At 30.4% G+C, this 24067-nt stretch carries 18 protein-coding genes and 2 pseudogenes; 17 read left to right on the top strand and 3 right to left on the bottom strand.

Annotation, left to right across the window (positions count from 1 at the left end; genetic code table 11):
• Positions 1 to 56: 56 nt before the first annotated feature.
• The 8 genes from JMO20_RS10290 to JMO20_RS10255 all read left to right on the top strand — a co-directional run bounded on the left by JMO20_RS10290 (position 57) and on the right by JMO20_RS10255 (position 10853).
• Entirely contained in the window at positions 57 to 638 is a 582-nt protein-coding gene (locus JMO20_RS10290) for a TetR/AcrR family transcriptional regulator (protein WP_202709577.1), read from the top strand.
• Positions 639 to 699: 61 nt separating this feature from the next.
• Entirely contained in the window at positions 700 to 1962 is a 1263-nt protein-coding gene (locus JMO20_RS10285) for a methyl-accepting chemotaxis protein (RefSeq protein ID WP_202709576.1), read from the top strand.
• A gap of 601 nt (positions 1963 to 2563) precedes the next feature.
• Entirely contained in the window at positions 2564 to 3763 is a 1200-nt protein-coding gene (locus tag JMO20_RS10280; RefSeq protein ID WP_202709575.1) for an MFS transporter, read from the top strand.
• A 235-nt stretch (positions 3764 to 3998) separates the two neighbouring features.
• Positions 3999 to 6116 (top strand): ribonucleoside triphosphate reductase, encoded by a 2118-nt coding sequence (locus tag JMO20_RS10275; protein ID WP_202709574.1) that lies wholly within the window; start codon positions 3999 to 4001, stop codon positions 6114 to 6116.
• Between the two features lie 11 nt (positions 6117 to 6127).
• Entirely contained in the window at positions 6128 to 6814 is a 687-nt protein-coding gene (locus JMO20_RS10270) for an anaerobic ribonucleoside-triphosphate reductase activating protein (RefSeq protein WP_202709573.1), read from the top strand.
• A gap of 451 nt (positions 6815 to 7265) precedes the next feature.
• Positions 7266 to 8939 (top strand): glutamine--tRNA ligase/YqeY domain fusion protein, encoded by a 1674-nt coding sequence (locus tag JMO20_RS10265; protein WP_202709572.1) that lies wholly within the window; start codon positions 7266 to 7268, stop codon positions 8937 to 8939.
• A gap of 217 nt (positions 8940 to 9156) precedes the next feature.
• Positions 9157 to 10074, top strand: a complete 918-nt coding sequence (locus JMO20_RS10260; protein WP_202709571.1) for a tetratricopeptide repeat protein — start codon at positions 9157 to 9159, stop codon at positions 10072 to 10074.
• Between the two features lie 32 nt (positions 10075 to 10106).
• Complete coding sequence (locus JMO20_RS10255; RefSeq protein WP_202709570.1) at positions 10107 to 10853, top strand: tRNA threonylcarbamoyladenosine dehydratase; 747 nt, start codon at positions 10107 to 10109, stop codon at positions 10851 to 10853.
• A 77-nt stretch (positions 10854 to 10930) separates the two neighbouring features.
• On the opposite strand, the gene JMO20_RS10250 is transcribed toward JMO20_RS10255, so the two are convergent.
• Both JMO20_RS10250 and JMO20_RS10245 read right to left on the bottom strand, forming a co-directional pair.
• Positions 10931 to 11773, bottom strand: coding sequence for a [formate-C-acetyltransferase]-activating enzyme (locus JMO20_RS10250; RefSeq protein WP_202709569.1), 843 nt, complete (start codon positions 11771 to 11773; stop codon positions 10931 to 10933).
• 12 nt (positions 11774 to 11785) lie between these two features.
• Positions 11786 to 14083, bottom strand: a complete 2298-nt coding sequence (locus JMO20_RS10245; RefSeq protein WP_202709568.1) for a formate C-acetyltransferase — start codon at positions 14081 to 14083, stop codon at positions 11786 to 11788.
• 242 nt (positions 14084 to 14325) lie between these two features.
• On the opposite strand from JMO20_RS10245, the gene JMO20_RS10240 reads away from it, so the two are divergent.
• Entirely contained in the window at positions 14326 to 15087 is a 762-nt protein-coding gene (locus JMO20_RS10240) for a DeoR/GlpR family DNA-binding transcription regulator (RefSeq protein WP_202709567.1), read from the top strand.
• 120 nt (positions 15088 to 15207) lie between these two features.
• The gene (locus JMO20_RS10235; protein ID WP_202709566.1) at positions 15208 to 16089 is read left to right on the top strand and encodes a damage-control phosphatase ARMT1 family protein; all 882 of its coding nucleotides are present in this window, start codon (positions 15208 to 15210) and stop codon (positions 16087 to 16089) included.
• 269 nt (positions 16090 to 16358) lie between these two features.
• On the opposite strand, the pseudogene JMO20_RS20765 reads toward JMO20_RS10235, so the two are convergent.
• Positions 16359 to 16499 (bottom strand): annotated as a pseudogene (locus JMO20_RS20765) (hypothetical protein); the annotation flags it as partial.
• Between JMO20_RS20765 and JMO20_RS10230 the strand changes: the two are divergent.
• From JMO20_RS10230 to JMO20_RS10200, 7 genes and pseudogenes are all read left to right on the top strand, one after another.
• Positions 16432 to 17283: pseudogene (locus tag JMO20_RS10230) on the top strand (SDR family oxidoreductase); the annotation flags it as partial. The pseudogenes JMO20_RS20765 and JMO20_RS10230 overlap by 68 nt on opposite strands.
• A gap of 87 nt (positions 17284 to 17370) precedes the next feature.
• Positions 17371 to 17535: a hypothetical protein gene (locus JMO20_RS10225; RefSeq protein ID WP_202709622.1), complete on the top strand. Its 165-nt coding sequence runs from the start codon at positions 17371 to 17373 to the stop codon at positions 17533 to 17535.
• A gap of 376 nt (positions 17536 to 17911) precedes the next feature.
• Positions 17912 to 18889, top strand: a complete 978-nt coding sequence (locus tag JMO20_RS10220) for a type I phosphomannose isomerase catalytic subunit (RefSeq protein WP_202709564.1) — start codon at positions 17912 to 17914, stop codon at positions 18887 to 18889.
• A 27-nt stretch (positions 18890 to 18916) separates the two neighbouring features.
• Positions 18917 to 19840, top strand: coding sequence for a 1-phosphofructokinase (gene pfkB / locus JMO20_RS10215; protein ID WP_202709563.1), 924 nt, complete (start codon positions 18917 to 18919; stop codon positions 19838 to 19840).
• 14 nt (positions 19841 to 19854) lie between these two features.
• Positions 19855 to 20991 carry a Gfo/Idh/MocA family protein gene (locus JMO20_RS10210; protein ID WP_202709562.1) on the top strand — a complete coding sequence of 379 codons (1137 nt, stop codon included), beginning with the start codon at positions 19855 to 19857 and terminating at the stop codon, positions 20989 to 20991.
• 590 nt (positions 20992 to 21581) lie between these two features.
• On the top strand, positions 21582 to 23609 hold the full coding sequence (locus JMO20_RS10205; RefSeq protein ID WP_202709561.1) for a BglG family transcription antiterminator: 2028 nt from the start codon (positions 21582 to 21584) through the stop codon (positions 23607 to 23609).
• Entirely contained in the window at positions 23602 to 24066 is a 465-nt protein-coding gene (locus JMO20_RS10200) for a PTS sugar transporter subunit IIA (RefSeq protein ID WP_202709559.1), read from the top strand. The genes JMO20_RS10205 and JMO20_RS10200 overlap by 8 nt, the downstream gene beginning before the upstream one ends.
• Position 24067 lies beyond the last annotated feature (1 nt).

The following is a 24067-nucleotide window of genomic DNA, read 5'->3' as shown; positions in this document are numbered from 1 at the left end:
TCAGAGTGATACTATTCAATTAAGACAAACGTACGAATTATATTGGAGGGATGACTTTGACTAATGAAATAAAAAATATGAGTCAAGCCCAAAGAATACTTAATGCAGCTTTTAAATGCGTAGCTTCAGAGGGCTATGCAAATGTGTCTATGAGAAATATTGCTGATGAAGCTGGAGTTGTTCTAAGTCAATTGAATTACTATTATAAGAATAAAGAAGGACTTTTTATAGCGATAATAAAGGATTTATCTAAGGATTATTTGAAGGAAATTGAAAATAAACTAAAAGAAGGTGAGTCGGCAAAGGAAAGGATTTATATTTTAATAGAATACTTTCAAAACATGTTAAGGGATACACCCGAGTTATTTAAGACTTTCTTTGACTTAACTAGTATGTCTCTTTGGTCACCAACTTTACAAAAGCTTCAGAATGAACTTTTTAATGATATGGCTAATTCAATTGAGAAATATATTATAAGAGAGTTTTCTGATAAAGAAAAATTTAGGTGTAGTTCATCTAAAGCACTATCTAGAATGATGCTAGGAACGTTATTTGGAACTTCAATACAAGTAATTTTAGCAGAAGAAAAGGAAGAGATGATTAATTCGTTATTGACTTTGAAAGTTCTCTTTGAGTAAAATTAGAATAACGATAAAGATCTATTACAATCTATTACGTTGGAAGGAAGAGTGATGAATGATGAAAAAAAAGAAGAAAGCATTAAATTTGCTACTAATTGTTTTTATTGTTCCTGTGATAATTAGTTCAATATTAGGTGGTTTAATTTGGTTTATTACTGATACGTGGTATATGTTACCATTGTTTGCAGGGGTAGGGTTAATTAATTCAATTATACTCGGTCTTTTCTTACGGTTTTCTATAAAAAAAATAACAGAACGATTTCACAATGATATGGAATCTATTAAGGAAAAAGGATTCACTGAAATCCTCGAGCATAAAAGCTATGGTGTTATTAGTGGGATATCATCTTCTGTAGGCAAGGTTATGAATGAGATGGGTCAGTTAATTCAAGATTTTTTCCAAATGCTAGATTCAATTGTAAATCTATCACATCTTTTAAATACTAAATCTAATGAGACTCGTCTTTCAACAGAACAGATATCCAGTGCAATGAATGACATTTCAAAAGGGGCAACAGAACAAGCAGCTGATACTCAACAAGGAGTAAAATTGGTTGAGCATCTTTCTGAGCAGATTGATTACATAACAGAAAAGTATAGTGAAGTAATGGGTGATACTCAAAAAATTAATGACCTAAATTATGAAGGTATCGGGTCAATAAATAAGCTTAGTGAAAAATCGGAAGGTACTTATAGTGCCATTAGTGATATATATGAAGATATTAACAATCTTACTGATTCTACTAAGAATATAGGTGTACTTTTAGAAACAATTGAAAAGATTGCAGAACAAACAAATTTACTAGCTCTAAATGCAGCTATTGAGGCAGCTAGAGCTGGAGAAGATGGAAAAGGCTTTGCTGTAGTAGCTCAAGAAATTAAAGAGCTTGCAGATCAAAGTAAAACTTCAACTTTGGAAATAAATAAGCTTGTTGAAACAATTCAAGTTGAATCGAATCAAACAATCGAATCAATGGAGTATTTAAAAAATACTTCTAAAGAATTAAATAATGCAATTAATGAATCTGAAAATGCTTTCAATAATATATCAATAGCTACTAATTCAATTAGTGGAAAGATTGATGATATTAATCAAGCTATATATAGTATGCAAAGTGATAAAAATCAAGTTTTAACATCAATTGAGAATATCTCTGCTGTTTCTCAAGAAACAGCAGCTTCAAGTGAAGAAGTTGCTGCTGCTACAGATAGTCAAATGAATGCAATAGAGGATATGCAAGGAATAGCTAATAATTTAGAAATGCTAACGAAAGAATTAGAAGAAAAACTTAAAAACTACAATGGAAAAAATAGAAAATAAATATAATAAAATTAAGTATGTATTAGTAGCATTTAAAAGAGGTTTAGATTTATTTTTTGAAAAGACTCCCACTTTTATAAGTGGGAGTCTTTTCTTCAGGTGGAGTAGAGTCTCCATCTGAAGCCCCGATGTTTTGCTTTAGCAGAACGAGTTTACTTGATTATTTTTTATTGTCTAAATAATAAAAGTATTATAGAATGATAGTGGTATCACTAATGATATCACTATTATTTTTTTAGAAAGGATATGTAAGTATGGGCTTGTTAGCTAATGCAGATACTTTAAAACACTTGCATATAGTTTGCAATATTATTCATGGTTTTGGAAGTAATAGGGAAAGTGTATCCAAAACTAAATATTATGTAAACTAAGTTAAGTGAATCAATTGAGCTCAAAAAGCATGTTATACATAAGTATATAGAATATTTAGATGCTCTAAGTAGTGATTCTACTTAGGGCTTTTTTTGGTCATTTTGGGTGGAGGGAATATAATTTCTTATAATAATGAGATATATTATATGAATGCAAATATATATTACAACAAATAGGCAATTACAATAATAGAAATTGAATAATATAATATGAAAGCTGAGGGGTAATCATGAATTACACAAATAAATTAGAACAAAATGTATGGAAAAATTATATATATGTTTTTTTATCAAATATAGATCTAACTAATGGAACATGGATGATGTTTTTAGCAGTTAAAGGTATGTCGCTATTTCAATTAGGTATGTTGGAAGGTATATTTCATGTAATTTCTTTCCTAATGGAAGTGCCTACTGGAGTTGTAGCTGATATATGGGGAAGAAAGGTAAGTAGGCTTTGTGGAAGAATATGTTCAATAATATTTGTAGCCATTCTATTATTCTCTAATAGCTTTATAATGTTTGCAATATCATTTGTTTTTGCTGCATTATCGTATAATTTAGAATCTGGAGCAGGGACCGCACTAGTTTATGATTCCTTGAAGGAATTGAATCAAGAAGAGAAATTTATGAGGATAAATGGATATTGGGAAGTAACTATGCAATTTGGTAGAGTTTTTGGTCTACTACTAGGAGGATATTTGGCTACTATAGACTATAAATATGCATATGGAACTGCGGCTATTTTAGGAATTATTGCAGCTTTTCAAACTCTAAGCTTTACTGAGCCAAATATAGACTTTGAATTTAAAGGGGAAAAAAATGTATTTAAGGTAATGAAAAGTCAAGTAACAGGTAGTATAAATGTGCTTAGAAATAATAAGAAAATAGGATTTCTCATAGTTTTTTCTCAGATAATATTTGTTTTTGGAACTACAATATTTTATTATCTTCAAAATTACTTAAAGGGAAATGGATATACAGAATCTAAGATAGGTGTATTATTAGCTATTTCAGCATTTATAGGTGCTATAGTGGCATCACAGACCTATAAAATTGAAAAAGTCATTAAGGAAAGAGGTATTTTACTTATAATGCCTATAATTAGTGTAATATGTATTTGGGGTATTGCTCTCACAAAATATCACTTTGTTTTCTTTGTAATAATGATGTCTATAGATGGGATGATATACGTGGCTATAAGTGACTATATAAATAAATTGATTCCTAGTAATAAAAGAGCCACGATTATCTCATTTGCCAGTATGGTATTTAGTTTCTTTATGATTTTAGTATTTCCTATAGTTGGAAAAGTTGGAGATTTATTTAATTTAAAAGTAGCATTTAAATTACTTGGTACTATAGCACTATCATTTTTATTTGTAAATATTTGGGTGATTTTAAAAGCAAGTAAGGAAAGTAAAGTATAATACACAAGGTCTCAAATGTGACAAATGAAAAGTTAACTTGTTGATGTTTTTATGAAAATTACTTATAATAAATAGCATATAAAAGTAAGATTGACCTAAACTAATATATATTCCATAGATGAAAATTTTAGAATTTGAAAATCAAATTTTTATCATTTAAAATGGTATATATACGATTGTACACAATATATATGTATAAAGCATGTATATACCACAAGATAGAGGGGTTGATATATTGGTTAGAAGAGTGCAAAAAAGAAACGGTGACATTGTAGACTTTAATATTTCTAAGGTTGAGGAAGCCATTTTCGCCGCTGCTAAATCGGTAGGCGGAGATAATAGAGAGGAAGCCAAGAAATTAGCACAAATGGTCGAGAACATTTTACAAGAAGCTTATGGAGTAGGTATTCCTACGGTAGAAGATATTCAAGATAAAGTAGAAAAAGTACTTATTGAAGAAGGTCATGCTAGAACGGCTAAAGCATTTATACTTTATAGAAAAAAACATGAAGAACTAAGAGAAGTAAGAAATCTATTTATGGATGCAGAAGGGATTATTGACGAATATGTTTCTTTTGATGATTGGAAAATTTACGAAAATGCAAATATGGGATTTAGTTTACAAGGTCTAAATAATCATATAGTTGAATCAATAACAAAAAAATATTGGTTAAATAAAATATATAGAAAAGGACTTCGTGATTCTCATATTAACGGAGATTTACATATACATGATCTTGGTTTATTGGCACCTTATTGTTGTGGGTGGGATTTAGAAGCCTTGTTATTAAATGGGTTTAAAGGAGCATCGGGTAAAATAGAATCTAAGCCTGCTAGTCATCTTCAATCCTTCTTAGGACAAATAGTTAACTGGTTATATACTTTACAGGGAGAGGCAGCAGGAGCTCAAGCAATTAGCTCCTTAGATACATACGCAGCACCATTTATATATTATGATAATTTAGATTATGATCAGGTTAAAAAAATTGTACAGACGTTTGTATTTAATTTAAATATTCCAACTAGAGTTGGTTTCCAAACGCCTTTTACAAATATTACTTTGGATATTACTGCCCATCCTATGCTTAAGAATAATAGTGTGGTTATAGGTGGAAAGCCTATGGATGAAACCTATGGTGATTTCCAAAAAGAAATGGATATGTTTAATAAAGCATATTGTGAAGTAATGATGGAAGGAGATGGAGCAGGGAGAAGCTTTAGTTTTCCTATTCCAACAATTAATATAACAAAGGACTTTCCATGGGACTCAGAGGTAGCAAACTCAATCATGGAAATGACTAGAAAATTTGGAACTCCATACTTTGCTAACTTTATAAACAGTGATATGAATCCTGAAGATGTTAGAAGTATGTGTTGTAGACTTAGATTAGATAATAGAGAGCTTAGAAGAAGAGGTGGAGGCCTTTTTGGAGCTAATCCTTTAACTGGAAGTATAAATGTTGTGACTCTTAATATGGCTAGAATAGGATATGTATCAAAAACTAAAGAAGAGTTTAAGTCAAGAGTTAGAGAGCTAATGGAACAATCAAAAGAAATATGTGAAACTAAGAGAGATGTATTAGAGAAATATATGGACGCTGGATTGTATCCATATTCTAAATATTATTTACAGGGGATTAAAGATGGAGAAGGAGAATATTATAAGAATCACTTCAGTACTATAGGTTTAAATGGTATGAATGAAGCCTGCATTAATTTTCTTGGCAAGGATATAACTACTGAAGAAGGAAATGAATTTGCTATCGAAATAATGGAATTCATGAATAGAGTAATTCAAATATTCCAGGAAGAAACTGGTAGCTTATGGAATCTAGAAGCATCTCCAGCAGAAGGAGCTGGCTATAGATTTGCTAGAATGGATAAAAGAATGTATCCAAGTATTATAACCCAAGGTGATGAAGAACCATATTATACCAATTCTACTCAATTGCCAGTGGGTCATACAAAGGATGTATTTGAGGCAGTGGAGCTACAAGAGAAGCTCCAATCAATATATACTGGTGGAACTGTTTTTCATGGATTTATAGGAGAGGAAATAGATAGTGCAGAAACAGTAAAGCTTTTAATACAGAGAGTTTTTGAAAACAGCAAAATGCCTTATTTCACAGTTACTCCTACATATAGTATTTGTTTGGAGCATGGATATATAAAAGGTGAACAGTTTAGATGTCCTGAATGTGGAAACCCTACAGAAGTATGGACTAGAGTTGTTGGGTTCCACAGACCTGTTCAGTCTTGGAATCTTGGTAAGAAAGCAGAATATAAGGATAGGGAAGAATTTGACCCTAAATATAGTTTAAACAACAAAAAAAGCAAGCAACAAACGGCGTAGGATGAGTAAATATGATTTTTAAAGGACATCAGAAATCTTCTTTTATTGATTATCCAGATAAAATTTCAACTGTTTTTTTTACAGGAGGATGCAATTTTAAATGCCCATATTGTCATAATAGTAGTCTAGTTAGAAATGAAGGTGGGATTGTATCAGAAAAATATATATTTAATTACTTAGAATCTAAAGGGAAATTTTTAGATGGAGTGTGTATATCTGGCGGAGAACCTACCTTGCAAAAAGGAATATTTGATTTTTTTAGAAAGTTAAAAGAAACGGGATTTTTGGTTAAATTAGATACTAATGGAACAAGACCATTGGTAATTAAAAAACTCATAAGTGAAGGGTTAGTAGACTATATTGCAATGGATATAAAATCACCCTTTGAAAAATATAGTTATGTTACAAATACTGATGTAGATATAAAGGAAATTAAATCTAGTATAAGTATTATTAGAAATTCTAATATTAATTATGAGTTTCGAACTACTCTTTGTAGAGAGTTATTAACTAAAGATGATGTTATATCAATCGCCGAATATTTAAAGGGAAGTAACGCTTATTATTTGCAGAATTTTAAAGATGGTGAGACTATATTAGTTGGTGAAAATAAACTTAATCCTTTTAAAGAGGAAGTATTAAATAATATCGAACGGGAAATAAAAGACTATTTTAAAATCTTTAAAATTCGAAGATAATATTTATTATATTATTAGATAAAGACCCACATTTATTAATTGAAAAAATCGCATATTAAAATTTTATCCAAAGTTATATCTGATTTGTGAATATGAAATTTTCTTGATTAAACTATGCTTCTGAGGAATAATAAACTATTGACTGTTGACAAAATGCAAAATGTTTTGTAGAATATCCATAATCTAGTGAGTGTATCTAAGCAATTGTGGAAAATTGTGAGCGGTACAGGGAGAAATCCTACACGCAGAGTATATAAACCTGCGGAGTCACTTTCAAAGTGATTTCGTAGGTTTTTTATAAAATAAATGTATTTGTTTGTTTCATTCGTGGATAATTAGGAGGTGCTATTTTGATTATTGTAGCTGAGTTAAAAGGCTTTTGTACCATGCAGATTTACCAGAGTGGCTATAGAAAATCTAATTACTAAAATATATTTTAGGAGGTTTTTTTATGTGCTCTGATACAAATAAAGCATCGAATTTTATTCATAGAATTGTTCAAAAAGATTTAGAGAAAGGTGTCTATGATGATAGGGTTCACACTAGATTTCCACCTGAACCAAATGGGTACCTGCATATAGGTAGTGCATATGCAATAAATATAAGTCATAGCACTGCGCAGAAGTTTAATGGAAAGTTTAACCTTAGGTTTGATGATACAAATCCAACTAAGGAAGATGTTGAATATGTTGAGTCGATAAAAGAAGATATGCAATGGATGGGTTTTGATTGGGAAGATAGGTTATATTATGGTTCAGATTATTTTGATGACATATATGAATGTGCTTTAAAGCTTATCAAAAAGGGAAAGGCCTATGTATGTGATCTTAGTCCAGAGGAAATGAGAGAGTATAGAGGGACATTAACTGAACCTGGCAAGAACAGTCCATATAGAAATAGAAGCATTGAAGAAAATTTCAGTTTGTTTGAAGGAATGAAAAATGGAGAATATGAAGAAGGTTCAAGAGTTTTAAGGGCTAAAATAGATATGAACTCTCCAAATATGAATATGAGAGATCCAGTTATATATAGGATTCAATTTGCTGAGCATTATAGAACTGGTGATAAATGGTATATCTATCCTATGTATGATTTTGCACATCCATTACAGGATGCAAAGGAAGGGATTACTCATTCTTTATGTTCTGCAGAGTTCATAGATCATAGACCACTATATGAATGGGTTTTAAATGAACTAGAAATAAAGAGCCCACCTAAACAAAGAGAATTTGGACGTATGAATTTAAGAGGAGTAATTACAAGTAAGAGATATTTAAGACAAATGGTTGAAGAAGGATATGTAGATGGTTGGGATGACCCTAGAATGCCCACTTTGAGAGGATTAAGAAGGAGAGGATATACTCCAGAAGCCATAAAGAATTTCCTTGATGAGATAGGGGTTTCTAAAAGTGAAAGTGTTGTTGACAAAGCAATGCTTGAGCATAGCTTAAGACAAGATTTGAAAGCAAAATCTCTATGCGTAATGGCTACCTTAGATCCACTAAAGGTCGTTATCACCAATTATCCAGAAGGAGAAGTAGAGTGGTTAGATGTAAGAAATAATAGAGAAAATCCAGAAATGGGTACTAGAAAGGTACCGTTTTCTAGAACAATATACATTGAAAAAGACGATTTTATGGAAGAGCCGCCAAAAAAATATCGCAGATTATCTCCATGTGTTGAAGTACGGCTAATGCATGCATATTTTATTAAATGCGAAGAAGTTGTAAAAGATGAAAAAACAGGAGAAGTCCTTGAACTTCATTGTACCTATGATCCTAGGACAAAAAGTGGCACTGGTTTTAAGGAAAGGAAACCAAAGGGAACTATTCATTGGGTTTCTGCAGATTATTCAATTAAAGCTGAAGCAAGATTATATGAAGACCTTATTTTAGAAGAAGAAGATGATGATAAGAAGAATTGGAAGGATAGACTCAATCACAATTCGATGAAGATATTAGAGAATTGTCATGTAGAACCATATGTAGAGGAATGTGGCAAGGAAGATAAGCTTCAGTTTATTAGACAAGGATATTTTTGCTTGGATAATAAGTACTCTAGTGACGATAGGTTTGTATTCAATAGAATTGAGCCATTAAAGAGCTCATGGAAGAAAAGAAAATAAGATAATTATTATCTGAAGTAAGCAATATTAACAAAGCAATATACTTATTATAAGAGGAAAATATAATAAGTATATTGCTTTATTTCTTTAAATGGAAATTAATAATAAATAGATTTTTATATTTTCTCCTACATATGAAGAAAATATAAATGAATTAATTTTCTATATATGTTAGACTAGTATAGTACTTATAAATAATGTAAGAGGTGTTACTTAAATGAGGAATAATCTTAAAAGTTCTGATCGTAGGAATAATTATATGATATTGGCAGAAAGTGCAATTATTGAGGATGATAAACAAAGAGCATTAAAATTCTATAAAAAAGCACTTGAGTTCGATGATGAGACTGAGGATACGATCGAGATATTGTATAATATAGCTATTTTATATGATGAAATGGGGAAAAGAGATCAAGCCTTTGATACCTATAGAGAGATTATAGAAATTAGCGATGATGAGGCAGGTGCTTATTATGGTATGGCTATAATCTATGATGATAAGGGAGAAAAAGAGTTAGCTCTAGAATACTATAATAAGGCACTAGACATTGATCCTGAGTATGATAGAGCATATTTTTACATTGCTAACATATATGATGAAAATGGAAAAAAGAAAGATGCTATAGAAAATTATAAAAAGGCTATAGAATTGACTAGTAACGATTTTATCGCATATAACAATTTAGGAGCAATATATGAAGAATTAAAACAATATGACGAAGCTCTTGAGATGATAGATAAAAGCATAGAAATTAATCCTTATTATTATAAAGCTTTTTTTAATAAAGGAGTAATAAAAAAAAGATTGGGAGATTTAGAAGAAGCTATAAAATGCTATGATATGGCTATTGAAACTAATAAAATATATCCATATTCTTATCTTAACAAATCAGTAATATTCATAGAGAAAAAGAAGTATAAAGAAGCTATAGAGATTTTGTCAGAAGGAATAGAAAATAATCCTGAAGCTGAATTTCTTTACTATAACAGGGCTTGCTGTCATGCAAAATTAGGAAATGAAGAAGGAGCGATAGAAGATCTAAAAATAGCTGTAAAGCTGTATCCTAGATTTAAGGATATTATTAAAGAAGATAATGACTTGAAGAATTTGGGGTTTTCCTTTAAGACTTTCTAAAATTAAACAAATATAAATAAGAGGTGTTTGTTATGTTACATGAATTTTCAAGAACGGAAATGCTCATAGGAACAGAGGGCTTAAATAAATTAAAAAATGCAAAAGTAGCAGTTTTTGGTATAGGAGGAGTAGGAACGTTTGTAGTTGAAGGATTGGTAAGAAGCGGTGTTGGTAGCTTTATTTTAGTTGACGATGATGATGTTTGTCTAACCAATATAAATAGACAGATTCATGCTACTAGAAAAACTGTTGGTAAAGCAAAGGTAGAAGTAATGAAGGAAAGAATTCTAGAGATAAATCCAAAAGTAGAAGTTACTACTTATCAAGAACTCTACAATGAAGATTCCGCTGAGCAACTTTTATCTGATGATTATGACTATGTTGTAGATGCAATAGACATGGTATCTGCAAAGTTAGATTTAATAGAAAGATGTACTAACAGGAATATTCCAATCATTAGCTCAATGGGAGCAGGGAATAAGCTTAGCCCTGCAAGTCTAGAAGTAGCTGATATCTATGAAACCTCTGTATGTCCATTAGCCAGAGTTATGAGGAGAGAACTAAGAAGAAGAGATATTGAAAAACTAAAGGTAGTATACTCAAAGGAAAAGCCAATTGAACCTCAGGCTGTAGGTGGAAATTGTAAGACTGACTGTATATGCCCAAATAAGGATAGAACATGTGTGGAGAGAAGACAGATACCTGGAAGTGTTTCATTTGTACCTTCAGTAGCTGGATTAATTATAGCATCAGAGATAGTTAAGGATATTATAAAATAAATAACAGAAATAAAAATCTTCCCAAGGGAAGATTTTTTTATAGCTAAAGACCTTACTTTGTTTTTTTATAGTATAATTTATTTTCCACCCACAATTACTTCAAAGCCATTATTGATAAATTTTTTCTCAATATCTTTGATTTCTTCATCATTGGGAGGATTAAGGTCTGTTAGGGAATAGCTTATTCCAAGACTTTTATATTTTGAACTACCATATTGATGAAAGGGTAAAATATGAACTTCTTTAATACCCAGTGGTTTTAAAAAGTTAATTATAGCATCTATATTATCCTCAGGCATTGTATAATTTGGTATAAGGGGAATTCTAGGAATAATCTTTATACCTTTTTCAACAAGTCCTTTAAAATTGTTCTTTATAAGTTCAGCATCTCCTTTAAGAACTTTTTTAGCTTGCTGTTTATCCATAATTTTAAGGTCAAATAAAACTCTATCAAGATAATCGCTCATCTTATCTAGAATTTCCCAAGATCCAGATCCACAGGTTTCTAATGCAGTATCAATCCCTAAAGACTTAAGTCTTTTAAGTAACTCAATTGCTCCCTTGCCTTGCATTAAAGGCTCTCCACCTGAAAGTGTAACTCCACCTTGGGAACTATCATAAAACACCATATCTTTTTTTACTTCTTTTACTATTTCTGATATAGTCATTTCGCTTCCTAGAATTTCTAATGCACCAGTTGGGCATTCCTCAGGATTAATATTACAAGTTGAACACTTGTTACCATTACAGCCAATACACAAGGACTCTTTTCTCATTAATTGAGGTTTGGAGACTTGGGACTCTGGGTTAGCACACCATGGACATCTCATAGGGCAGCCTTTGAAAAAGATAATTGTTCTAATTCCCCCACCATCATGAATGCTAAATTTCTGTATATTAAAAATCATCAACTTTGTCACATTAATCACATCCTATAAACTGTGTTCTGTTCTATTTATTATATCATCCTGAATGGATTTATTTAATTCAACAAATATTGCACTATAGCCAGCAACTCTAACTACAAGGCTTTTATACTTATCTGGATATTTTTGAGCATCTCTTAAAGTTTTAGCAGAAACAATATTAAACTGTATATGTTGAAGCTTTAACCTCATGAATGCCTGCAAATAGCCTACAAATTTATTTATACCTTCATGATTTTCCAAGGCAGAAGGACTAAACTTAACATTCAACAAACTTCCATTAGAAGTCAAATAGTTATCTAGCTTGCTAACACTTTTAAGGATAGATGTAGGACCTTGATTATCCCTACCAATCATAGGAGATAGTCCACCATCAGCTAATTGTTCCTTTGCAAGCCTTCCATCTGGAGTTGCTCCGACTGCTTCTCCAAGGGGAATGTGGGCGGATACTGTGTATGAACCTGGGTGGAAGTATCCGCCTCTGATGTTTGCATGTTTTTCAACTTCCTTACAATAATAAGAAAGTACTTCACTACCACAATTATCTACTTCACATATATCATTACCATACTTAGAGTATTTATTTATAAATCTCTGTCTCATTATTTCATTACCATCATAGTTATTTCTTAATATATCTAGTAAATCTTTTAGTGTAATATATTCATCTTCAAATACAGCTTTCTTTATAACATATAGTGAGTCACTTAGGTTTCCTATGCCAATGCCTTGTACTCCAGAAAAATTGTATTTTGCTCCTCCAGCAGAGACATCCTTTCCATTAGGGACACAATTTTCTATGAAACAGGATAGAAGAGGAGTTGGAGCAAATTCTCTATGGGCCTGGTCAACAATATTTGAACCCTCTGCCATTAGAATTACATTTTCTGATACTTTATTTTCAATAGCTTTAATTAAGTCATCATAGCTATTGATATTATCTTCTTCTTCATACAGAGTTTCTTCCATAACTTTTAATAAATTAAATAACGCGATATCATGAAGACCATAGGTTTTACCCGGAATAGAAAGCTCAACACATCCTACAACAGAATAATCTCTAGCGTCTTCTAGACTGACCCCTCTATTTAAATAACCAGGAATAATGACTTCATCGTTAAATACTTGAGGAATCCCTGTACCTAATCGTATAGTTTCGGCAGTTTTAATTAAGAATTCTCTAGGTGTTTTTTCACTAACCCGTACACCTAGATTAGGTTGAGGTAGTTTAATATCTCCATATGTTTCTAAAATTAAATATGATAATGGATTTGTTGCATCTTGGCCATTTTTATCTTGACCACCTAGTATTATGGTATAACCTGTAGGGAAACCAGCGAAATACTTTGCACTATTTTCACTACGTAATAGCACAACATCATTCATCTTAATCCATAGACAACGTAATATTTCTTTTGTAATTTCAATATCTAAACCATTTTCTATATCTCTCTCAAAGAATGGATACATATATTGGTCAAATCGACCTGGTGAAATAGAACTAGCATTTGACTCATACTGTAAGCATATATTAATTAACCAGAAAAGCTGTATAGCTTCATAGAAGGTATCAGGTTTACTTTCGGAAATTTTATTTGTAATCCTATTTATTTCTAGTAACTCTGTCTTTCTCTTTTCATCGTCAGTTTCATTTGCCAAGATTTGTGCAAGACTGGCATATCTTATGATGTGTCTTTGTACTGCATTAAGAGTGATTAATGAAGCTTTATAAAAATTATTATCACTATTATCATTAAGCTTGTCACTTAATTCATCTATCATATATCCTAATCCCTTATTTAAAATCTTATCAAAGGATGGTATTATATGACCTTGTCCCTTATCAGTTTGATTAAGTTTAACTATTTTACTTTTTTGAGCTTTTTTTACTGGTTCTGTCAATCTACTATTTACTAAATCCTTCAATGAATTTTCTTTCCAATAAGTATATAATTCTTCTCTGAAAAAGCGTTTATCATTAGCTGATATATTGAATTGATCTTGAGGTCTAGTAGGAAGTGTATCTAACTCTTCATAAATCCAATATGGTGACATCTCAGGAGAAGCAATACCAGACCTAGGCTTTACAGTTCTACCACCTACTATTAATTCATGGGGATTGATTGTGATTTCTACATTATCAAGTATATAAGCAGTCGCCTTAGCTCTTCTTAGTATTTGGGGTTGTCCTTCAGTTGACTTATAACTTTCTGTATACAGTTTAGCTCTTTCAATGGATATCTCTCTTTTGTTTTTAAATAATAACTCTTTTAAATAATTAACTCTATTACTTAGATTACTCATTACTTCACTCCCTTTAGAAATTAAATTATTATTAAACTAATCAGGAATATTATTCTTATTTATTCTTATTGTATATTATTTATTATTATTTTGCAATATGTGGCAAACTATTACAATTAGTCCGTTTAACCTCATGAACAACAGACGTTCTATAAAAAATACATCCTTGTTCTTAAAAAATAAATAATATATAATAAATAACAAGAAGAAATAATAAATAATAATAAGTGAAGGAGAATAATATGTTTGCAAAGGAAAGATTAGATAAAATAGTCCAAATTCTTACAAGGGAAGGAAAGGTTGTAGTAAAAAAATTAAGCGAAAAATTTGAAGTATCTGAAGACGCCATAAGAAAAGACCTTAAAATATTGGAGAATGAAGGAATACTTGAAAGAACCTATGGTGGAGGTATTTTAAAGAAAAAATTTCCGCAGCTTATAAAGGTGAATGAGAGAAAAAAATATAATTATGCAGCTAAGAATAAAATAGCTGAGAAAGCCTTTAGCACTTTGGAAAGTGGAGAAACAATTTTTTTAGATATATCTTCAACAAATATGATTTTAGCAGAGAAAATAGCTAATTCCAACATCAAGCTTACAGTAATAACAAACTCAATTGATATTCTGCCTATACTCTGCAATAACAAAGATATTAGTATTATTTGTCCAGGTGGAATTTTATATCAAGAAATGGAAGGATTCGTGGGTTCAGCTACAATAGAATCAATATCTAAATATACTGTTCAAAAATCATTTATTGGAAGCTGTGGAATTGACCTAGCAAATAAGAGTGTTACAACTATAAGTGTTGAAGATGGTAATACGAAAAAAGCAATTATAAGAAGTAGTAAAGAGGTTTTATTAGTTATGGAAAATAGGAAGTTCTTTTATGATGGTATATATAGATTTGCTGATGTTACGGATATAGATACAATTATAACTGAAGAAAAGCCCTCAGAAGCCATACTAGAAAGTTTGAAAAAGTATAGAGTTAAGCTTTTATAGCCAGAAAAATTAAGTTTTTACACATTAATGTGTCAGAATTTTTTGATATTGAACTGTAGTTTTCAATGATAGAATCTATATTAGGAATATTATTCTTTTAAATTTATCGGAGGTTTTCAAATGAAATTATACTTGGAATGTATGCCCTGTATTATAAGCAATATAACGGAAACTGTAAACAAATATGTTGACAATCCTGATGACCAATATAAACTAATTCAACAATCCATCAAAAGTCTTGATGGACATATCTATGCCAAAAGTAGTGCACCTATATTAACTGAAAGATATTTAGAGGTTATACAAGATGCCGTTGGGGTAGAAGATTTATATAGTGAAGAAAAAGACATTTTTAATAAAGAGATGCTAGCCTTGGAAGGCGATTTTAGAGAATTTATTAGGAAATCAGAAAATCAAATTGAAACTGCTTTAATTTTAAGTGGAGCTGCAAATATTATTGATTTTGGCATAATGCAAACTATAGATAAAACCTTTGTTAAGGAAAAAATATTAGAAGTGCTTGAAAACTATAAAATGTCGAAAGATGGGCATTTATTTATTGAAGAATTATCTAAAGCGAAAACTCTTATGTATGTAGGAGATAATTGCGGTGAGATAGTTCTTGATAAGCTAGTTTTAGAAAATATTAAAGCAGAATATCCAAATATAAAAATTTATTATGCTGTTAGGAGTATACCAGTACTTAATGACGTAACGAAAGAGGTAGCTTTAGATATAGGAATTGATGAGTATGCTGAAATTATCGAAAGTGGGGCTACATACCCTGGAACAATACTAAGTAGATGTAGTCCTCAATTTCAGAGTTTATATAAAAATGCAGATGTAAAGATACTGAAGGGTATGGGCAATGTTGAAACAGCAGCACAAGATGAAAAAGAAGCTTACTTTGTATTTATGGTTAAGTGCAAATTTTTTGAAAGCAAGCTTAAAACAAAGCTACACGATGTAATTATCTCAAAAGGAAATCCGCTTTATGGATAGATTATATTTAAAGTCGGTAATAAAGGATAACAGATTTTTGATATCAAGGATATGGATTTGAAAAATGCATAGTGAAAAGCTAAATATTGTTTTAAAGGATTAAATATTATATGAAAGAGACTTATTTATTTGAGGAGATTGCATATTAAAATTTTATGCAAGATTGCATAAATATATTGAACTTGTAGATATGCAATTTCTTCATTCAAGAATATATGATTTGAATAATTTAGATATATAATCACTTTTTATTATGAAAGGATTTCATTTTATAATCTGTAGTTTAAGATTAATCTTAAACTCAATAGGAGGAGTAATATGAAGAAGAAAAAGATGTTATTGACTGGTGTCAATGGATTTTTATGCTCAAGGGTTGCAAAATATTTTGAAGAAAAATACCATGTAATACCATTAACTAGAAAGGAATTGGACATAACCAATCATAAGGAAGCTGAGAGGATAATCAAAGAAAATAATCCAAATATAATATTTCATGCTGCAGCTATGTCTGCAACATTACCGTGTGAAAATAATCCTGAGTTAGCGCATAAGGTAAATTTAGATGCTGCCTTAAATATAGCTAGGGTAGCTAAAGAAACAAAAGCAAAGATGCTTTTCTTAAGCAGTGAACAAGTTTTTAATGGTAATACAAATGAAGGACCTTATGGAGAAGATGATAAAGCAGTGCCGAGTACAGTATATGGAGAAACTAAATTAAAGGCGGAAGGGCTTTTGAGGAAAGAACTCAAAGAGCTATGGATATTAAGATTAAGTTGGATGTTTGGGTTACCAGAGAAGAATGTACCTAATAATCCTAATTTATTATGGAAATCATTAAAGGCAGTGCTTACTAATCAACCAATTAAAATTTCTACTAATGAATATCGAGGTATAACCTATGTTTATGATTTGATAGAAAACTTAGAAAAAATATTTGATTTACCCTATGGCACCTATCATTTTGGTTCAGTAAATGAAGAAAGCACATATGATACTGCTGTATATATTTTAAACAAAATAGGTATTTCCAAGGAAATAATTGACAGAGTTATCTGTAGAGATGATGAAAAGCATAGGGACCAGAAAAGAGATTTAAGGATGGATTATAATAAAATCATTAGTAAAGGAATTAATATCAGAACATCCCAAGAAAGTATAGATAGAGCTATAAAGGAATTTGATTTTAAGCTTTAGTATAAAAATCTAAATAAAAAATGTAACGAACGATTTAGGAGGTATTAACTGCTTAAGAAATTAATAATAAATATTTTAGATGAATATATGAATGAAATAAATGAATTAATGACTGTTTCTTCATCAGCTAAAAGATTTGCTTTCAATAGACTTATTGAGAATAAAACTAAAAAAGGAAACCCTAACCTAAGAATAATAATTAAAAACAATATGACCTTTTTAGAAATATCTACCTTAAATAGTGGTCTATAATAAATAAAAGAATTAAAAATAAAGGAGGTGAATACCCTGGTTTGTGGCTAAAACATAGGAATTTGTTTCTTAATATAGATTAATTCATTAACTTAGTTAATGTTTACTATATAAGAATATATCTTGCTAAAGGACACCTAGAAGGAAAAACCTTTAGCAATCTTAGATATAGATTAGGGAGAAGTAATACTTCTAGCTCTGTTGTACTTAATTACTGTATGTAATTAAGGATTACTTTAAGTATGTGGAGTTTATAGTCAAGTGACTATACCCTAGTAGCTGAATCCTGTGATGCTACCACTTTAATAAAAGTGAAAAATCATAATAAATAGTTATAAATAATACTATTTGGAATGATTCTAGAATCCAGGTTAAAATGTATCCATTAAAATTTGAAAATATATATGTAGAAAAAGTTTGGGGGAGTAGAACCCTTGAATCGATGAGAGATAATCTACCTAGTGGATCAATAGGTGAAAGCTGGGATGTGGCTTGTCACCCCCATGGTATGAGTATTGTAGCTAATGGGAGATATCAAGGGATGAAACTTGAAGCACTAATAGCGAAGGAAGGATCAAAGGTCATGGGAACTAAGATTGAGAATAACTGGTTCCCTTTATTAATAAAATTACTAACACCAAGTCAAAAACTCTCAGTACAAGTACATCCAGATGATAAATATGCTTTAACGATTGGAGAACAAATGGGGAAAACTGAAGCTTGGTATATAGTTGATGCTGAGGATGATGCAAAGATAATATTAGGAACAAATGGATGTACCAAGGAAGAATTTGCCCAAGCTATAGAAAATGGTGATCCAGAAGGGTATATGAATGAGATAAATGTTAAGAAAGGTGAATTATACTTTGTAAAAAGTGGCTTAATTCACACAATGGGTGGCGGAGTTACAGTGGCAGAAATTCAGCAAAACAGTGATACTACATTTAGGGTTTTTGACTATGGAAGAGGTAGAGAGCTGCATATAAAAGAAGCACTAGATGTAATTGACTTTAATCTCCAAGGACGAAAGAGCACTGGTCTTAGGCTTGAAAAAGATGGATATGTTAAGACATATTATTGCTTAAATGAGAATTTCGCTATAATAAAATATGATGTAGAAAGATGTTTAACTGAAAGCAGTGATATGGAAAGGTTTTTTATATTTACCTGTGTAGAAGGAGAAGGTCAGATTAAATATTTAGAAGGAATTGAGGACATAAAAAAAGGGGATAGTATATTTATCCCAGCATCCATGGGAGAGTATAAATTTGAAGGTAAAATGGAGCTACTAAAAAGTTTTGTTCCTGATATAGAAAAGGTTAAAAAAGAAATATTAAAAACAGTTATAAAGTAATATAAGAAGCTAGATTGGAGGAAAGACATGATTTTAACTGTAACATTGAATCCTGCTATTGATCAGACTATATATATAGAAGATTTCAAAAAGGGAGAAGTAAATAAAGTTGATTATTCTGTTAAGGATCCTGGTGGAAAAGGGATTAATGTTTCAAGAGTTATGAAGAACTTTGAAATTCAATCCACTGCTATTGGATTTATAGGGGGGAAAAGTGGAGAGTTTATAAAAGATTTCTTATTTAAAAACAGTATCAATGAAGATTTTACTAAAGTGAAAGAGGATACAAGAACTAACATTAAGATTGTTGACTCAATATCTGGCAGTACAACTGATATTAATCAAAGAGGGGCTTACATCTCATCAGATGAGCAAATTGAATTCTTAAACACATATAAGAAAATGGTTAAGGAGTCCAATATAGTTGTAATAGCAGGGAGTGTGCCCGATGGGATCGAAAATATAGTTTATAAAAGTTTAATAGAGATAGCAAATGAAGCAGAATGCAAAGTGATTTTGGATGCCAGTGGAGATTTATTAAAGGAAGGAATAAAGGGTAAGCCTTTTATGATAAAGCCTAATATTCATGAGTTAGAAGAATTGCTTTCAATTAAATTAAATGATAAAGAGGATATAGTTAAAGCTGCAAGGGAGCTTGTAGATACTGGAATAGAGTTGGTATGTATTTCAATGGGTAAAGAAGGCTCTATTTTAGTTAGTAGAGAGGATGTTTACCAAGCAAAACCTGTAGAAGTGACTGTAAAAAGCACAGTGGGTGCAGGTGATTCATTGGTTGCTGGTTTTACAATAGGTTTAGCCCAAGAACTGAGTGTAAAAGAAGCTTTTAGACTTGGTGTTGCAACTTCAATTATTGCTGTTAGTAAGGAAGGTACAAAGGCAGCCAATGAAAAGGAAACCTATGAAATGGTTGAAAGAGTAGAAATCATATAAGAGGAGGAATATCAATGGGAGATATTAATATAGGGTTAGTTGGATCGGGGAACATATCTAAAATTCATATACTTGGTTTAAAAGCTATGGACATAATATTTGATGATATTGATGTTAAGCATAATTTTAAAGGTATCTGCACTAGAAGTGGAGTAGACAAATTTGGAATATTTGATTATGCAACAGATGATTTAAATGAACTCCTAGAAGATAAATCCATTAATATGGTTGATATATGTACACCAAATTTTCTGCATCTCGAACAAGGAAGTAAAGCAATTAGGGCAGATAAAAATATATATATGGAAAAGCCTATTGCGAAGAATTTAGCTGAAGGTGAAAAATTAGTGGAACTTTGCAAATCTAAGGATGTAATAAATCAGGTGGCATTAATGTACAGATTTGTTCCTTCCGTTGTAATGGCTAAAGATTATATAAGAGATGGTAAATTAGGTGAAATTCTAAATTTCAGAGTTACTCTATATCATAAAGGATATCTAAATGAAGAAAGACCAATATCTTGGAGATTAAAGAATGATAAATCTGGTGGAGGAGCTCTAATGGATCTAGGTATACACATGGCTGATCTAGTAAGATTTTTATTAGGAGAAGTTAAAGATGTCAGAGGTAGAACTAGTACCTATTTTAAAGAAAGATATAAGGATAGTAGCTTAACAGAAAAAGTGTCTGCCGATGTGGATGAATGGGCATTACTAGATATTAATTTAAAAAACGGAGGATATGGAACCCTTGAAGTATCAAGAATATCCTCAGATATTACTGAAGATACAGTTTTTGAAGTTTATGGAACAAAAGGTAAACTGAAAATTTCAACAGATCATATGGACTATCCAGAAATATTTCTACATGATAAAGGACATTTACTTAAAGGTGAATTAGAAAGAACAAGTGATTTTAGTAAATATCATAAGAGCATTTTTCCCAGCGCCAAGTTTGATATGGGATGGAATTTAAATGCACATATGTCAAGTTTGATTAACTTTATATTAAATATAAAGCAGAATAAAATAGTACACTCTGAGACACCAACCTTGGAAGAAGGATTAAAATCTCAAAAAATAATAGAGATGGGATATATATCTGCAAGAGAAGGTAATAGAGTTGTAAAATCTGATGAAATTTTATTGTAAAATATTCTTAAATACTAGAATTCTATACAAAATTTTATTTTCATAGCTATTTCATTAAGTCGTTTTAATGTTTAATTTAAGAACTAATACATTTGTTGAAATACTTCTCTAAAGAAAGACTGATTAAATGAGGGAATTGCATTTTAGAATTTTATGCAAGATTGCAAAAATATATTTAATTTGTAAATATGCAATTTACTCAAATAATAAAGTTTGTCTTCGGAGAAGTATTTTTATGTCATATGAGTAATTAAAGAAATTTTTACATATTCTTTGATTAAGAAGCAATATAGATTTCATGTAATGATTTAATGAAGTTTGTTAAATTGTGGATTTTAATAAGTGTGACTCTAAAAAAATGTAGAATACACGTTTTGATTTTTGTGAAAAGGATAATCAGGAAATAAGAAGTTTTAAAGTTTCCATTGAAGTTTATAAATAAGTGCCACATTAATCCGTAACTAAATGGTACCTTTAAAACGTTCTAAAATAGCCGATAATGTGGTATTATAATAATATCAGTAAATTCAGATTGCTATTAGTTGCCACATTAAACAAGCTATAAAAAATAATTATTGAGGTGGAAAGATATGAATGACTTTCTTAATGAAAGATGTGGTGAAATACTAGACATTTTAATCGACACCAATAAACCAATTACGATTGATGATATATCTAAAGAAATAAGTGTTTCTAATAGGACGATAAGAAATGATTTAAACAAGATACAAGAATATCTAGAAGCTACTGATAAAGGAGAGCTGATTAAAAAGCCTAGAGTTGGTGTATGGATTAAAGTAGACAGCGAAGGAAAACGATTTTTAAAAAATGTGATTTTAAAAAGTAAAAACTATATTCAGCCATTTTCTCCAGAAAAAAGACAATTATATATTATAAAAAGATTACTGCAGTCTAATGATTCAATTACAATGCAATTACTAGCCGATGAATTATATGTTAGTAGAGTAACTATATATAAAGATTTAGATGAGGTAGATGAATGGTTAGATAAATATGATTTGAAGCTTAAAAGAAGACAAAATTATGGAATTGAAATTGTAGGTAATGAAAAGGGATGGAGAAAGGCTACTGCAGATTTATTGAGTATTTTAAAGGATGAAGAAGAATTAAAAGATATGTTGTCAGATACTCAAGATATAAAACCAAATAGTAGATTAGATTATGAGAATTATATGCAACTTAAAGAATTATTTCCAAATATTGATGTAAAAAAGATTGAAGTAATTCTTAATGAAGCAGAAGATGACATGGATTTTTTATTATCTGATGAAGCCTTTGATGGACTATTGGCTCATATTGTTATTAGTATTGAAAGACTTAAACAAAAGAAAGATATTAAGATGGATAAAAAGCAACTAGATGCCATAAAGAAACAAAAAGAGTTTGAAATAGCTCATTCCATATCAAAGAGAATTGAAGATGAGTTTAACATTAAAGTACCAGAATGTGAAATAGGTTATATATCACTACATGTTTTAGGGTCTAAGGTACAAAGAAGCTATAATATAAAAGGCACTGAAGATGTATTAAGCAATATGGATGAAAGTATTATCAGCTTAGCAAAAGATATAATTTCATTAATAGGCAATATATTATCTGTTGACTTTAGTGGCGATGAAAAATTATTGATAGGACTTGTGTTGCATTTAAGACCAACAATAAATAGATTGAAATATGGATTAAGCTTAAGAAACCCAATATTAAAAGAAATTAAGACTAATTATCCAAGTGTATTTGGAGCAGCTTGGGCAACAAGTGTACTGTTTGAGAAACATTTTGGAGTTAAGGTAAATGAAGAAGAAATAGGATATATAGCAATACATCTTGGAGCAGCTTTAGAGAGATTAAATAAAAACACAAGGGCTATAGTAGTTTGCAGTAGTGGAATAGGAACAGCTCAGCTTGTAGCTGTTAAGCTTCAAAAATCTATTAGTAACCTACAAATTGTTGATGTGATTTCAGCCCATGATTTAAATAAGAAGCATCCTAATAATTTTGATATTATAATTTCTACTATTCCATTAAAGTATCAACTGAAACAAGTAATTCAAATAAATCCCTTTGTTAATAAAGGAGATATAGAAAGAATTAAGAGATATATATCTAATATTGAGAATACTAAACATTTTAACAAGGATGCTATTCAAAATCCGATGATAGAATTGTTTGATAAAGAGCTAATTATTCCTAACCTTGATGTTGAAAGCAAGGAAATAGTTATAAAGAAACTAGGAAACATTTTAGTTGATAATGGATATGTGAACTCTAATTTTATTAAGAGTGCTCTTGAAAGAGAAAAAATAACATCTACCGCAGTTTCAGAGAGGGTAGCAATCCCCCATGGAACTCATGATAATGTTAATAAGTCAGGTATTGCAGTTGCAACATTGAAGCAACCAGTCAATTGGGGAGAGAACAAAATTGATACAGTGTTTTTATTAGCATTAAAGGTTAGTTCACCAAGCTATACTAAAAGCTTTTTTAAAAGATTTTATTCAATTTTAAACAATGAAGAAGTGCTTGATGAGATTAGAAATAGTAAAGATGGATGTAAAATATACAATATTTTAGTGAGGAAGGACGATGATAATGAGTAATATAATAAATGAAAATTTAATTAAAATGGAATTACATGGAGATTCAAAAGAAGCTATAATTAGGGAGCTTGCCCAGTCAATAGATAGTGAAGGTAGATTAAATAATTTTGATGACTATGTACAAGAAGTGATTGATAGAGAAGGATTATCAACAACTGGAATAGGCTTCGGAGTAGCAATTCCCCATGGAAAAACTGAAGCTGTAAAGACACCTACAGTTGCATTTGGTAGAAGTAAAAATGGGCTAGAATGGGAATCTTTAGATGGACAACCAGTTCATATGATATTTCTTTTAGCTGTACCAAAGGAAGCAGAAAGTAATACTCACTTAAAAATATTAGCTGCTTTATCAAGAAAGCTTATGAATGAAGACTTTAGAGAATTATTAGTTTCAGCTGAAAAGAAAGAAAACTTAATGAATATATTAGAGGACATATTTAAGAAGGCATTACAATAAA

Origin of the sequence: Sporosalibacterium faouarense (assembly GCF_016765695.1) — a bacterium.
Classification (GTDB): Bacteria; Bacillota; Clostridia; order Tissierellales; family VENL01; genus Sporosalibacterium; species Sporosalibacterium faouarense.
Note: the sequence above shows the minus strand (reverse complement) of the source record. Positions and strands in the feature narration are given on the sequence as shown.